Annotated in this window: 5 protein-coding genes and 3 pseudogenes; 7 read left to right on the top strand and 1 reads right to left on the bottom strand. The window is 54.5% G+C overall.

Annotation, left to right across the window (positions count from 1 at the left end):
• Position 1 precedes the first annotated feature (1 nt).
• A complete protein-coding gene (locus M2433_RS17205; RefSeq protein WP_429056032.1) occupies positions 2–9,838 on the top strand; it encodes a hemagglutinin repeat-containing protein in 9,837 nt (3,278 codons plus the stop codon).
• Positions 9,835–10,194, top strand: coding sequence for an immunity 8 family protein (locus M2433_RS17200; protein ID WP_429055908.1), 360 nt, complete (start codon positions 9,835–9,837; stop codon positions 10,192–10,194). The genes M2433_RS17205 and M2433_RS17200 overlap by 4 nt, the downstream gene beginning before the upstream one ends.
• Positions 10,195–10,239: 45 nt before the next feature.
• Here the strand turns inward: M2433_RS17200 and M2433_RS17195 are convergent.
• A pseudogene (locus M2433_RS17195) lies at positions 10,240–10,467 on the bottom strand (SymE family type I addiction module toxin); the annotation flags it as partial.
• A gap of 49 nt (positions 10,468–10,516) precedes the next feature.
• Between M2433_RS17195 and M2433_RS17190 the strand changes: the two are divergent.
• The 5 genes and pseudogenes from M2433_RS17190 to M2433_RS17170 all read left to right on the top strand — a co-directional run.
• Positions 10,517–11,227, top strand: a pseudogene (locus M2433_RS17190) (VENN motif pre-toxin domain-containing protein); the annotation flags it as partial.
• Positions 11,228–11,937: 710 nt separating this feature from the next.
• A complete protein-coding gene (locus M2433_RS17185; RefSeq protein ID WP_059310541.1) occupies positions 11,938–12,303 on the top strand; it encodes a hypothetical protein in 366 nt (121 codons plus the stop codon).
• Between the two features lie 607 nt (positions 12,304–12,910).
• Positions 12,911–13,131: pseudogene (locus M2433_RS17180) on the top strand (hemagglutinin repeat-containing protein); the annotation flags it as partial.
• Positions 13,132–13,340: 209 nt separating this feature from the next.
• A complete protein-coding gene (locus M2433_RS17175) occupies positions 13,341–14,069 on the top strand; it encodes a hypothetical protein (protein WP_429055909.1) in 729 nt (242 codons plus the stop codon).
• Between the two features lie 321 nt (positions 14,070–14,390).
• Positions 14,391–14,750: a DUF6911 family protein gene (locus tag M2433_RS17170; protein ID WP_429055910.1), complete on the top strand. Its 360-nt coding sequence runs from the start codon at positions 14,391–14,393 to the stop codon at positions 14,748–14,750.
• The last annotated feature ends 198 nt before the right edge of the window (positions 14,751–14,948 follow it).

Here is a 14,948-nt window from a genome sequence, read left to right as displayed (position 1 = left end):
GATGAAACAGGATCAGGTTCGTTTTTCGCAGCGCGCGCTGAGCGCGTTACTGAGCGTGCTGCTGACGACGCAGCCGCTGCTGCCCGCGATGGCAGCAACCCTCACCCCGTCCGGCAATACGCAGATGGACAAGGCGGCCAACGGCGTGCCGGTGGTGAATATCGCCACGCCGAATCAATCCGGTATTTCCCATAACAAGTACAACGATTACAACGTCGGGAAAGAGGGGCTGATCCTCAATAACGCGACCGGGCAGCTCAACCAGACCCAACTGGGCGGGATTATTCAGAACAACCCCAACCTGAAAGCCGGGCAGGAAGCCAAAGGCATCATCAACGAAGTCACCGGGACTAACCGCTCGAATTTGCAGGGCTATACCGAAGTCGCGGGCAAGGCGGCCAATGTCATTGTGGCGAACCCCTACGGCATCACCTGTAACGGCTGCGGGTTTATCAATACGCCGAATGTGACGCTCACCACGGGTAAACCGGTGCTCGATGCCAGCGGTAAGCTGCAGTCGCTTGATGTGACCAAAGGCGCCGTCACCATCGAGGGTGCGGGGCTGAATGGTAGCCAGAGCGATGCGGTGTCGATCATTTCCCGCGCGACCGAGATCAATGCGCAACTGCATGCGAAAGATTTACGTCTGGTAACCGGGGCGAACCGCGTCACGGCGGACGGTAGCGTCAGCGCGTTAAAAGGTGAAGGCGAAGCCCCGAAGGTGGCGGTAGACACCGGCGCGCTGGGTGGCATGTACGCCAACCGCATTCGTCTGGTCTCCAGTGAGGCGGGTGTGGGCGTAAACCTGGGCAACCTTAACGCGCGTCAGGGGGATATTGCGCTCAACAGCGCGGGAAAAGTGGTGCTGAAAAATTCCCTTGCCAGCGGCAGCACCACGGTCAGCGCGGCGGACGTGAGGTTACGCGGCGAACATAAAGCGGGTGGCAGTTTAACCGTCTCCGGTCAGAGTGCTCTGACGCTTGACCAGGCCCGCATCGCCGCCGATAAAAACCTGCAGTTAACAACCGGCGGCACGCTGACGCAGAACGGCGGTGCGTTCACGGCCGCAAACGACGCGACGCTTGCAGCAAAAAGCGTTATCCAGAGTGCAGATGCCCAGGCGAGTGCCGGTCGTCACCTTTCCGTGAACGGTGCGGAAAACGTGGTGCTTAACGGCGCTGTCGTCGCGGGCCAGCAGCTGTCGGTTCAGGGCGGCGAGCTGGTGCAGCGCGGAAATCTCAGCGCCTCAGAGATTGCGCTCAGCGGTCAGACGCTGACTCAGGAGAGCAGCAGCACAACCAATGCCAGCGGGAATATCACGCTCACCACGTCCGGCCACAGCCGGCTGAACGGCAGCAATGTCGCCGGACGATCCCTCGCCGTCAGCGCGGGCAGCCTCACTCACCAGGGCACGCTTGCAGCCGCTGCGGATACCCGGATTACCACCGGGACATTCAGCAATACCGGCACCGTTCAGGGCAACAGCCTGACCGTCTCGGGGACCGATATCACCAGCTCCGGCACGCTGAACAGTGCCTCCACGCTGGATATCCGCGCACGCAACGTCACCCTCTCCGGCGACACCGGCGCGAAAGGCAAAACCACCGTTATCGCGAGCGGTAACCTGAACAACAGCGGCAGTCTTATCAGCGATGACGCGCTGACGCTGAACGCGGCGCAGATCGTCAACAGCGGTACGCTTTCCGGTGCCCGGGGGCTCACGACCTCTGCGCAGACGTTCACCGCCAGCGAAAAGTCAGTCACCCACAGCGACGGGGATCTGCTGCTTAACAATACCGGGACCACGCTTGCCGGTGAAACCAGCGCGGGTGGCGCCATTACCCTGCAGGGAAACAGCCTCAACACTACGGCCACGGCACAGACGCAGGGCAACAGCATCAGCGTGGACGTGCTCAATGCAAAGCTTGAAGGAACGCAGGCTGCCAAAGGCAGCCTGATTCTGAAGGCGGATAACAGCCTCAACCACGCGGGAAAATCATCGGCTTCAGGGCTTAAGGTTGAAACCGGTCATCTCAGCAACAGCGGGACGCTGACGGCCTCCTCGCTCGCAATCGACAGCCCTGACGTCATTAACAGCGGCCTGATCCACGCTCAAACGACGCTTTCACTGGTCACCCGTCTGCTGGATAACCGCAGCAGCGGGGTGCTGTACAGTCCGGCCGTGCTGTCACTTTCACTCGCTGAACTGAAAAACGCTGGCATTATCACCAGCGATGCCGCGCTTTCCCTGTCTGGCTCAACCCTGACCAACAGCGGCGAGGTGAGCGGCACCTCACTTCTTGTTGATTACGACTCGCTGAATAACAGCGCGGGGGGACTGCTGCTGGCTCACGGGGCAAACCGCATCACGGCGCAGTCGGTGTCCAGCGCGGGCAGCATCGTGGGCAATACGCTGACGCTGAATGCAGATCGCCTCGAAAGTGCCGGTCTGTTACAGGGCGATATCGCACTGTCTCTGACCGCCGGAATGCTGTATTTACTGGCAGGCTCCCGCACGCTCACGGCTGGGGTGCTTAGCCTTTCAGGAACCTCGCTGACCACCGCAGGCCAGCTACAGGGAGAGAACGTCAGCCTCCGCGGGCGTGACTGGACTAACCGCGGAAGTTTACTCGCGACCGGCTCACTGGACGCCTCAACCAGCGGAACGCTCAGCAATACCGGCGAACTGATGAGTCAGGGCGACATCACGCTGAATGCCATCAATACCGTGAATAACGGCAGCCTGCTGTCGGCGGGCGATCTCTTGCTCACGGGAAATACGCTGCGCAACAACGGCACGGTTCAGGGGAACCGCGTCACCGCGCATCAGGACAGCATCACGAACAGCGGAACGCTGACCGGGATTGCCGCCCTGACGCTCGCTGCCCGCCTGGAGATGGCGGCGCCGTTACTGTCGCTGGTGAATGACGCGTCGGGATCGTTGCTGACGGCAGGCGAGTTGTCCGTGACGGGCGGCGATCTGCGAAATACAGGGCAATGGCAGGGGAAACGGGTACTTATTAATGCGCAGGCGCTTACGAACGGCGGTGCGATCCAGGCAGAAAATTTACTGGATGCGCAAATCGACAGCACCCTTACCGGCACTACGGGGAGCAAAATCACCTCAAATGGTGAGCTGGCGCTCTCAGCACTGACGCTGGCGAACAGCGGACAGTGGATTGCGAAGCACCTCACGCTGAAGGGGAAGACGCTGACCAACAGCGGTGAAATCACCGGCGTTGATGCACTGTCGGTTGCCATGAATCAGGAGCTGAACAATCTGGCCGGTGGAAAACTGCTGAGTGCAGGCGCGCTGTCGCTTGATACGGGCAATGCGACCAACGCCGGGCAAATCCAGGGGAAAACGACCTCGGTTACGACAGGGCAGCTTATCAACAGCGGACGGCTTCAGGGGGAAGGGCTGACGCTGAATGCGGCCGGGGCACTGAGCAATACCGCCAGCGGCGTGCTGCTGAGTGAGAACGCGCTGACGGTGTCGGCTGCCACGCTGAGTAATCAGGGAACGATACAGGGCGGTGGAGAATCTACGGTGAAAGCCACCACCCGCGTGCAGAACGACGGCAAAGTGCTCTCTGGCGGCAGCCTCACGCTGACCGCGCTGGAGCTGGAGAACAGCAGCAGCGGGCTGGTTCAGGCGGTGAGGTTGCTGCTGGATGCGGTGAACGCCCTGAATAATGGGCGGATACTGGCGACCGACAACGCCGAGCTACGGGGAACGACTCTCACCAACGACGGCACGCTGCAGGGTGCAGACCTGCTGATTAACTATCAAAAACTGAATAACCGCGGTACGGCACTCGGCACCATTTCGCTTACGGTGAAGGGCGATGAGATGACCAATGCCACCAGCGGCAGGTTGTTCAGCGCGGGTAACTTCACGCTTAACAGCGACACGCTGAACAACGCGGGTCAGATTGTGGCGCTGGGGGACGTCACGCTTCATCTGTTAAGTGCGCTGGAGTTCAGTGGAACGCTGGCCGCCAGCAAAACGCTTTCTCTCACCGCTGAAGGTGATATCACCAATAATGGCACCCTGCAGGGAAACAGCCTCGTTCTGAGCGCCGGTGGGGCGTTAACCAACAACGGCCAGTTCACCGCAGGTAAGGGTGACAGCACGTTCAGCGCGCAACGTATTTTGCTCAATGCAGCCGGTAGCCTCTCTGCAGGCGGCGACGTGGCGTTTAACAGCCTGAGCGACATTACCGTAAATGGCTTTACCGGTACGGCAGGCAGCCTGACGATGAATGCTGCGGGTACCTTGCTCAATACCGCACTGATTTATGCCGCGAATAATATGCAGCTTTTCGCTGACCGTATCCATAACGTCTACGGCGATATTCTGGCAGGGAATAGCCTGTGGATGCAGAAAAATGCGGCGGGGGCGGCGAACAGCGAAGTGGTGAATAAATCCGGGAATATTGAGACGCAGAAGGGTGATATTACGATCATTACAGCCCACTTATTAAATGAGCGTGATGGAAGCAATTCGAATACTCAGATAATTGATTTGGTTAACCCTTCCTGGGTTGGTGATTCATCCTTTTTTGTAAGCCTGGATGATATGGAGGAAGGAAGCTATTCAATAGTAAAAAATCGCACGGATGTCTGGGTTGGAAGCTGTATGAGTTATCCAACCTATCCAGGTGCGTGCAGCATGGATGAGCCTTTCTTTACCACCTCTTACCGGATTAATGATTCGGGTCAAACCAAGCGTTTTGCTATTAAACGAACTGAGGTTGATGTAAGCAGTGCTGGTCAGGCCGCGCGCATAGCATCAGCTAATAATCTAAATATCACTGCAAATTATCTCGACAATAGCGGTAGCAATATACTTGCTAATCGCGACATTAACCTAAAAGGTGCGCAACTCAACAACCAAAGCTATCAGGCCAGTTCTGAGACGGAGTATCTTGTCTACACGGCATCAACCATTAATGCCGGTGGTATAACTTATACTCTGACTGGGCGTGAGGTCGAATCAGAAAATACCGCTAATGTTGTTAGGGCAGTAATACAGGCAGGCGGCAATGTCTCCGCCACCTTCACTACCGACATCAGCAACACGCTCGTCACCGCGAACACGGACGGCTTTAGCAATACGATTGCTGCCCCAACGCTGACCCCACTCAGCAACCATTCCATCGCCAACGGCGAGCAGGCGCAGTCTCTTGTCGAAACCGATACGCAGGACATCGCCACGCCGCAATGGCGTGATGCGTTAAGCGACGCCCTGAAAGATATTTCCGGTGGTTCATCACTTTCCGACCAAAACGGCAGCAGTGGAAACTATCCACTGCCGTCCGGCAACAACGGCTATTTTGTCCCGTCAACCGATCCCGATAGCCCGTATCTGATTACGGTGAACCCGAAGCTTGATGACCTCGGCAATATGGACGACAGCCTGTTTGACGGACTGTATGACCTGCTCGGCATAAAACCCGGCAGTGCGCCGCGTGAAACCAACAGTGCGTATACCGATCGGAACCAGTTCCTCGGCTCGGCCTATTTCCTTGACCGTCTGGGCCTGAACCCGGACCGCGACTACCGGTTCCTCGGCGACGCGGCATTTGATACCCGTTACGTCAGCAACGCCATTCTCAACCAGACCGGCAGCCGCTATATCAACGGCATCGGTTCCGATCTTGATCAGATGCGCTACCTGATGGACAGCGCCGCAGAGCAGCAGAAAACGCTGGGGCTGAAATTCGGCGTGGCGCTCACGGCGGCTCAGGTTGCCGCGCTTGACCACAGCCTGCTGTGGTGGGAAGCAGCGACCCTCAACGGCCAGACGGTGATGATCCCGAAAGTCTACCTTTCACCGAAGGATGTCACCGTTCACAGCGGCAGCGTGATTAGCGGTAATAACGTCCAGCTGGCGGGCGGTAACGTCATCAACAGCGGCAGTACGATCGCGGCGCAGAATGGCCTGGCAATCGACAGCAGCAATAGCCTGAGTAACCTCAACGCCGGGCTGCTGAGTGCAGGTGGCGGGCTGAACCTGAGCGCGCTGGGGGACATCAACAACATCGGCTCCACCATCAGCGGTAAAACGGTAGGGCTGGAGAGCGTCACCGGCAGCGTTAACAACGTTACCCGCGCGCAGCAGTGGAATGTCGACGCGGGCAATGTGCATTTTAGCGGCACGGACGTGGGCGGGAGGGCCTCCATCACCGCCACCGACGGGCTGACGATGCGCGCCGGACAGGATATCAACGTGACCGGCGCCAACGTGTCGGCGGGCGGCAGCCTGGCCATGGCGGCGGGGAATGACATCAACATCACCGCCAACGAGATGGCAATGAGCGAGGGACGTGCCGGGCGCAACCGCGCGACCACGGAGACGGCATCGGTCACGCATCAGGGCAGTACCCTGAGTGCGGGCGGCGATCTCACCCTGCAGGCGGGTAACGACGTGAACGCCCGTGCGTCAGCGATGGCCGCAGAAGGGGATGTGGGGATTCAGGCCGGGCGGGATGTGAATCTGCTGGCGGAAGCCTCAACGGAACGCTCCAGCAGCCAGGCGAAGAAAAAAAACGCCATCGATGAATCTGTTCGTCAGCAGGGAACGGAGATTGCCAGCGGCGGCAATACGGCGATCGTCGCCGGGCGAGACGTGACCGCGCAGGCGGCAGAGGTCACTGCGCAGGGCGATATTGGCGTGGCGGCAGGGCGCGACGTGAACCTGACGACGGCAACGGAGAGCGATTACCGCTACCGCGAGAAAACCAAAACCAGCAGCGGGTTCCTCAGCAAAAAGACCACCCACACCATCGAGGAAGACAGCTCGACGCGGGAGAAAGGTTCGCTGTTGAGCGGCGACAACGTGACGGTGTCGGCAGGGAACAACCTGCTGGTGAAAGGTTCTGCGGTTGCCGGAGACGGCGACGTGGCCCTGTCCGCAGGCAACAACGTGGACATCGTGGCGGCGACCAACACCGACACCTCATGGCGCTTCAAGGAGACCAAAAAGTCCGGCCTGATGGGCACGGGCGGCATCGGCTTCACCATCGGCAGCAGCAAAACTACCCACGACCTTCGCGAGCAGGGCACGACCCAGAGCGAGAGCTTCAGTACCGTCGGCTCAACGGGCGGTAACGTCAGCATCACGGCGGGCAAACAGGCGCATATCGGCGGGGCGGATATCATCGCGCAGAAGGATATCAGCCTGACCGGCGACAGCGTGGTGGTTGAGCCGGGGCATGACAAACGCACCCGCGATGAGACGTTTGAGCAGAAGAGCAGCGGGCTGACGGTGGCATTGTCGGGGGCGGCGGGGAGCGCGGTGAACAATGCGGTCACCACCGCACGCGACGCGAAAGACGAGAGCGATGACCGCCTTGCGGCGCTGAAAGCCACCAAAGCGGCACTGTCAGGCGTACAGGCGTCGCAGGGCGCGGAAATGGCGCAGATTAACGGCGATCCCAACAGCGGTATAGGCGTAAGCGTTTCGCTCTCCTCGCAGAAATCGAAATCCGAGCAGCACATGCAGAGTGACACGGTTGCGGGCAGTACGCTGAATGCGGGGAATAATCTGTCCATCACCGCGACCGGGAAAGGGAAAGGCGATAACAGCGGCGACATTCTTATCGGTGGCAGCCAGCTGAAGGCGGGCGGAGACACCGCGCTTGTCGCAGCGAACGACATTGTGCTGGGCGGTGCGGCCAGCACGCAGCAGACGACAGGAAAGAACAGCAGCAGCGGTGGCGGCGCAGGCGTCAGCATTGGCGGTGGCAAGAGCGGTTACGGCATCGGCGTGTTTGCGAACGTGAATGCTTCGAAAGGCAGTGAAAAGGGCGACGGTACGGCGTGGACGGAAACAACGCTCGACAGCGGCGGGACGGTCTCCATGACCAGCGGTCGGGACGCCATTCTGAACGGCGCGCAGGTGAGTGGCGATAAAATCGTTGCGGATATCGGGCGTGACCTGTGGATGAGCAGCCAGCAGGACAGCAACGATTATAAATCGACGCAGAACAGCGCGGCGGCAGGCGGCAGCTTCTCTTTCGGCAGCATGACGGGATCCGGCTACATCAGCGCCAGCCAGGACAAAATGAAGAGCACGTATGACTCGGTGCAGGAGCAGACAGGGCTCTTCGCGGGTGAAGGCGGCTTTGATGTGACGGTGGGACGCCACACGCAGCTTGACGGTGCGGTGATTGCCTCGACGGCGACGGCGGACAAAAACAGTCTCGATACGGGAACGCTGGGCTTCCGGGATATCCACAACGAGGCGGATTATAAGGTCAGCCACAGCGGTATCAGCCTCAGCGGCGGCGGTGACTTTGGCGGAGACGCATTCAAGGGCAACCTGCCGGGCGGTGTGGTATCGGTAGCGGGCAGCAGCGGTCATGCGGAAGGCACGACGCAGGCGGCGGTGGGCGAGGGTAACATCACCATCCGTGATACCGCGAACCAGCAGCAGGATGTGTCCAGCCTGAGTAGGGACACGGAACACGCGAACGACAGCATCAGCCCGATATTTGACAAGGAGAAGGAGCAGCGGCGGCTTGCGCAGGTGAGCGCCATCAGTGATATCGGCGGGCAGGTGGCAGACATCGCCAGAACGCAGGGCGAGCTGAATGCGCTGAAGGAAGCGCGTAAGACGCACCCTGACCTGACGGTTGAGCAACTGAAAGAGACGCAGACGTACCGGGACGAACAGGCGAAGTTTGGTACGGGCAGCACCATTCAGCGTGGCATTCAGGCGGCAACGGCGGCGCTTCAGGGGCTGGCGGGCGGAGATATCGCCGGCGCGCTGGCGGGAGCGTCGGCGCCGGAACTGGCAAATTATATCGGCCACGGTATGGGCATCGACGACAACGCGGCGGCGAAAGCCATTGCTCACGCCATACTGGGTGGTACGGTTGCAGCGTTGCAGGGCAACAGTGCGGCGGCGGGTGCTGCGGGCGCGGCCACGGGGGAGCTTGCGGCGAACGCGATAATGGCGTCGCTGTATCCGGGCAAAGCGGTGAGTGACCTGAGCGAGGAGCAGAAGCAGACGGTCAGCACGCTGGCGACGATATCGGCGGGGATGGCCGGAGGAATAGCGGGAGACAGCACGTCATCGGCTGCTGCGGGGGCGCAGGCCGGGAAATCGGCGGCGGAGTCAAATTCGCTTGCACTGGTTGCCAGAGGCTGCGCGGTTGCAGCACCGTGCCGGACGAAGGTTGCAGAGCAGTTGCTAGAAATCGGTGTCAAGGCCGGTATTACCGGAGCCGTGGCGAAAACACTTGCCGACAAACTGACCGCTGATGAACTGGATCATCTTGTTACCTTGGAAATGATGGGCAATGATGAGATCACCAGTAAGTATCTCAGCTCGCTTCAGGATAAGTACGGTTCCGGGAGTGCTTCGAATCCGAATATTGGCAAGGATCTGACGGATGGTGAGAAAGCTGAACTGGGCGGTGCGGGGTCGGGGACTCCGGGAGGCTGGGAGCCGCAGGATGAGGATAATGCGCGGAGCGCTGAATCTCAGCCAAATAAATCCGATGTCGGTAATATATCTTCCCTACCTATCGAAGAACAGATAGGTATATTGAGGGATGCGGCAAAAGGGAATAAAGGTAATTTTGGTTTAGGTCAGGCGACAGCTAAGGACGCTAACGCATTGGGTGAAGCATGGGTAGGGCCAGGGTATCGAGTATCCAGTGATGGTACCGCATGGGTCAGTTCTGATGGATTGAGAGTTTATCGCCCGCCTTCTACTAAACCAAATAGCCCTCATGCCACGACGGGGGTTCAGGCCAATTTTGAACAAAAACTGACGCCAACGGGGAGACCTATCAGCAATGGACATCTGGATATAACTAAATGAATATTGAATTGAAAGGGCTGAGATCGCTGGAACTGGAGGATAGTTTAATCAACTATTGGCCAACCGATCCTGTCAACTTTGGTTGTTGGATCAGGCTAATGATCGGACCTAATGATCAAAACGGTGCTGAAGCTTTTGATATGTTGGTATGTACGCCAATTTGGCTTCAAAACGAGCTGGTATTAAATAAGGTTTTGTCTGGTAAAGGAATGATCATTGTCGAAGAATATGATTATGATGAGATCCTTTCTTATGTAGAGAAAAAGATCATTGCCTGCAATGATAGCGATTGGTCAAAAGCTGCCATCAAATTAAGTCGATTCAGTTACTGGGAATATGAAGATTATCAACCTTAAGTAGTAGAGATCCCGGCCACCGAGCCGGGATCTTACTTTTATCGGTCAGGAAAAATGCCCGTTACCTCGTTTGTACACCGGCAGATCGCCGGTATCGTTCAACGCTCCCGGAAACTCTTTGATCCACTGGTTCATCTTCTTCTTGTTGAAGTGGGCGACGCTTAAACCCTCGGCGCAGCCCCATAGTTCGCGGCTGTTCTGAGTAGTGATGACAATGCAGTTGGGCATCACCCGGATTTTGCTCGGCATCCCGTCAGTAAACCCGGCCTGTGAAACCCACTTGCCCTAGAGCGGGATGTAGTTGCGTTGTGCGCGATCGTAAAACTCGCAGCAGGATGTGGCCAGCCTGAGCCGGGACACAGAGCACGCAAACGACAGCATCAGCCCGATATTTGACAAGGAGAAGGAGCAGCAGCGTCTTTCGCAGGTGAGCGCCATCAGCGATATCGGCGGGCAGGTGGCAGACATCGCCAGAACGCAGGGCGAGCTGAATGCGCTGAAGGAAGCGCGTAAGACGCACCCTGACCTGACGGTTGAGCAACTGAAAGAGACGCAGACGTACCGGGACGAACAGGCGAAGTTTGGTACGGGCAGCACCATTCAGCGTGGCATTCAGGCGGCAACGGCGGCGCTTCAGGGGCTGGCGGGCGGAGATATCGCCGGCGCGCTGGCGGGAGCGTCGGCGCCGGAACTGGCAAATTATATCGGCCACGGTATGGGCATCGACGACAACGCGGCGGCGAAAGCCATTGCTCACGCCATACTGGGTGGTACGGTTGCAGCGTTGCAGGGCAACAGTGCGGCGGCGGGTGCTGCGGGCGCGGCCACGGGGGAGCTTGCGGCGAACGCGATAATGGCGTCGCTGTATCCGGGCAAAGCGGTGAGTGACCTGAGCGAGGAGCAGAAGCAGACGGTCAGCACGCTGGCGACGATATCGGCGGGGATGGCCGGAGGAATAGCGGGAGACAGCACGGCTTCAGCGGCTGCGGGGGCACAGGGTGGTAAGAATGCGGTTGAGAATAACTATCTGAGCAGTAAGCAGATAGACGCTTGGTCCGCTGAAATGAAGTCCTGTCAGGCCAGGGGCGGCGACTGTGGCAGCGTCATAAAGAAATACGAGGAATTGAGTACCGCCCAACAGCAGCAGTTGATCAGTGACTGTGCCGCCAGTCCGGCGACTTGTCAGCAGAAATATGGTGATGTGTTGGCCGACAGCATGGCGGTGAAACATGCGCTTGATAAAGCACTGGGTCAGGATATTCCGGCTAAGATGGCTTATGATCTTACTGCAACATGGATGCATCAGATCCAGGCCGATGGGGTTATTTCAACCAACAAAGTGTCGGAAGCTCTTCAGAAAGAATATGGACTGGATGCGATCCAGGCTGATATTGTAGCGAGTGTAGCGGCGGCAGCTTTCGGAGGAATTAGTAAATATCAGCCGAATAAAGGCGCGATTGGAAATATGGGCGAATTTTTCAAGCAACCCGGCTTTGGTAGCCAAATGAAAGATAATGCTCAGAAAACTAGTCAGATATTTCAGGGGCAGAGTGTTTATCAAGCCAAGAAACCTGTTGGGGATTATATCGCTAAAGGCGATAAGTACTATCTTGATGGGCTACATAAAGATCATATCGAAGTTTTTGATAGTAAAGGGAAAGTTAAAGCCGTCCTAAATATTGATGGTTCGTTTAATGATGCAAAAACTAAGGCAGCTAAAGCCGAAGGTCGGAGATTGCCAAAATGATTGATATCAGTAAGTTAGATAAATTTAAAGATGCCTATTTAGAGCTGCTAAAGCATGAGGCAGGGGAAGATCTCGATGAGGATGAGCTTTATTTGGCAGAGGATTATTCAATAGTTGAAAACTTTCAAAAGAATATGAAAAACCTTAACTTAACAATCGAGCTGTTTTTTACTGCAAAAGAAAATAAAGATGAATTAGCAATGCAGGCGGCATTATTGCGTATTTCAACTTTTTTATCTGGAATGGCTGGGCTTTTTGAACAAACGAGAGAAGACATTGATCGTTATGTCAAAATTCCCCACATAGCCGATTTTCCTGAGAATTATAAAATACCAGAGCATTATAATTATCCTATTAAGTAAGACAGATCCCGGCCATAGAGCCGGGATCATTTATCCGCCGCCAGTCTTACCCACAATGCCCGTTCCTGTGCTTAATTATTGGTAGACCGCCGGTTTTGTTAAGAGCCCCGGAAACCATCCTGCTACAGGTGTCACTGGTACACATAGTGATACACATGTATCACCAGAGCAGATGCTATGCCGTCAAAAAGGTAAGAGCAATATGATTACTGATGCTGAGCTTCATGAATTTGAACAATCCATATTTATCGGGGTAACGGTAGGGGTGGGATCTTTAGTTTTGCTGTTTTCATCAGGCGCTAGAGTAATGGTCCAGTGCCCATTTCAGTGTGGGGAAAAAGAGCATTTACTCATAGGGCATGGTGAGGACTTATCGACCAGTAATTTTTTATTCCCCTTGCTTAACCAGGTAGTCAGAAGATGTTCTGTTCTGGACGGTGAAATACTGAGCATATCCTTTGATAACGAAAGATATATACACATTTTTCCTGAAAATAACGGGTTTGAGTCTTACGTTATTACGACCAGGCACGGGGAATACCCCGTAGTTACTTACTGATAGAGATCCCGCCTCTTGCGCCGGGATCTTTCCCTCGACGCTTACTAAAGCGGTCGGGACGCCAGCCTGAACAGTGCGCAGGTGAGTGGCGATAAAATAGTTGCGGATATCGGACGCGGCCTGTGGATGAGCAGCCAGCATGACAGCAATGATTTTAAATCGACGCAGAACAGAACAGAACAGAACAGAACAGAACAGAACAGCACGGTGGCAGCTTCTCTTTCGGCAGCATGACGAGGTCCGGCTACATCAGTGACAGCCAGGACAAAACTGCCGGGCGGCGTGGTTTTGGCTGCGGGCAGCAGCGGCAGAAAAAGATTCTCCAAACTGAAGACTGAAGGGGTAATACAAAGGGATTATCAGTATTACTGAAAAAAGTAGTAATAGCGGTTCTGAGCACCTGCTCGGAATCCTTGTGGGATGAGGGCATTATGGTGCCTTCTAAATTTAGGATAAAATTTATTAAGGATATTTAAATATGTCAAAAAAAATAATATTAAGCATTGCTGTAGTGTCAATGCTACTAACCTCATGCTCTGCATTCAACGGCGGTAGTGAACTTTTGTCTGACAAGAAAAGCAGTGATTCTTTTATTAATTCAAAAGTAATAGACGGAGAAACAAAAGTCTCTTCTTTGTCCAGTATTATTGGGAAAAAAGATGAATTCCGGTCTACATTAAAGAAAACATTCCCTGATGGTAAGCTTTCGGTTGCTTCATATACAGGGTTTTTGAACGGTATGACCGGCACTTACGCACATAGAGTTCTTTCAGTTGTCTATGGTCCTGATAATGTTGTCATTAATCATGGTATCTTTGTAAAAGATTTGCACAATGCGAATAAATATAATCTTGATTATATCAGCGCTCGTAGTTTGGCGTTTACAGAATTAGAAAAGGGTAGTGATAAAACGAAAGTTATTAATTTATTAGGTAATCCTGATGGCATGACCTTCACAGATGAGGGTGACCTTTTGCTTATCTATTCTAAAACGGATATTTCAAGAGATGCCTCATCTTATATTCCGGTGGTTAACATGATAAGCGGGACAGAGTCTGGCGTATCAGAAAGGCTCTATATTGAGATGAGTAAAGATGAGAAAGTAAAAAACGTTATTTCAGCTACTGTGAAAATTGTTCAGGGAAGAGGTATAGGCAATGCAGATAGTTATATTGAAAAATACGAAAACATTAAAAGTAAGTTCTAGATGGTGAGTTAATATCAAGTCGCAATCATAGGCGCTAATAGAGAATGGAGAATTAACCTTTCTTTATGAATTGAAATGCCTTGTAGCCCAGTGAAGTATTGGCTGGGCTATAAGGCATCAGCCCGATGTGTGACAAGGAGAAGAGGTTGACGCGACAGCGATATCGGCGAGCAGATGGCAATCATCCCCAGAAATCAGGCTATAAAATTCCTAAAATTTGTAATTTGCCAGCAACATCACCCTATCTTTCTTTATCCTGCTCTTGCTTATTTATCTTCTATGTTAAAATACCGAGAAAACAACATTGTTAAAGGATAAACGATGAGTATGAAGCTTTTCCTGTTTTGCGAAGATACAGGTTTCAGTAAAAAGGATTTCCCTTTGTGGGCGGACGTCTGCGATGCGCTTCATAAGCTCAGAACTCATACTGGAAGCATAAATATTGAAGATGTTGATAATCATAAAACGCTCAGCATACATTCAGATGGTATGCATTTCTTGCTCTCATTAATTGAGTACGAGGACGATGAAACAAAAATAAACAGTATTCAAAAAGCCTGTTTTTCGAGAGGAGTGAGCCCTGTTTTGCCTGTTTCCTGGAGTCGCTCTCATGACGCGACAAGTGATTTCGATTTTGTCACTGAGGTGTCCAGAACTTTTTTCATTACGGGGCAGGTTTAGTTTTTTTGCATAGAATACTACCTGGATATATCAGGTTTTTTAAGCCTTCGCGTATTTCTTTAAGTCATTATGAATAATGCACATTAGGTGGTTGTCATGTATTTGTTGAGACTGTAATGCTGAATTATCCCATCATTCCCCATCCTCAAAATGCCGACAGGCCGGGTATTAAAGGCCACTTCCCTGCGCTCAGGGTGC

Source organism: Enterobacter sp. AC1, assembly GCF_050434705.1.
Lineage (GTDB): Bacteria > Pseudomonadota > Gammaproteobacteria > Enterobacterales > Enterobacteriaceae > Enterobacter > Enterobacter cloacae_L.
Note: the sequence above shows the minus strand (reverse complement) of the source record. Positions and strands in the feature narration are given on the sequence as shown.

Bases quoted from the DNA above. Each gene is read 5' to 3' on its own strand.
- M2433_RS17205 (WP_429056032.1), top strand. From the start codon at position 2: ATGAAACAGGATCAGGTTCGTTTTTCGCAGCGCGCGCTGAGCGCGTTA.
- M2433_RS17175 (WP_429055909.1), top strand. From the start codon at position 13,341: ATGTCAAAAAAAATAATATTAAGCATTGCTGTAGTGTCAATGCTACTA.
- M2433_RS17185 (WP_059310541.1), top strand. From the start codon at position 11,938: ATGATTGATATCAGTAAGTTAGATAAATTTAAAGATGCCTATTTAGAG.
- M2433_RS17170 (WP_429055910.1), top strand. From the start codon at position 14,391: ATGAGTATGAAGCTTTTCCTGTTTTGCGAAGATACAGGTTTCAGTAAA.
- M2433_RS17200 (WP_429055908.1), top strand. From the start codon at position 9,835: ATGAATATTGAATTGAAAGGGCTGAGATCGCTGGAACTGGAGGATAGT.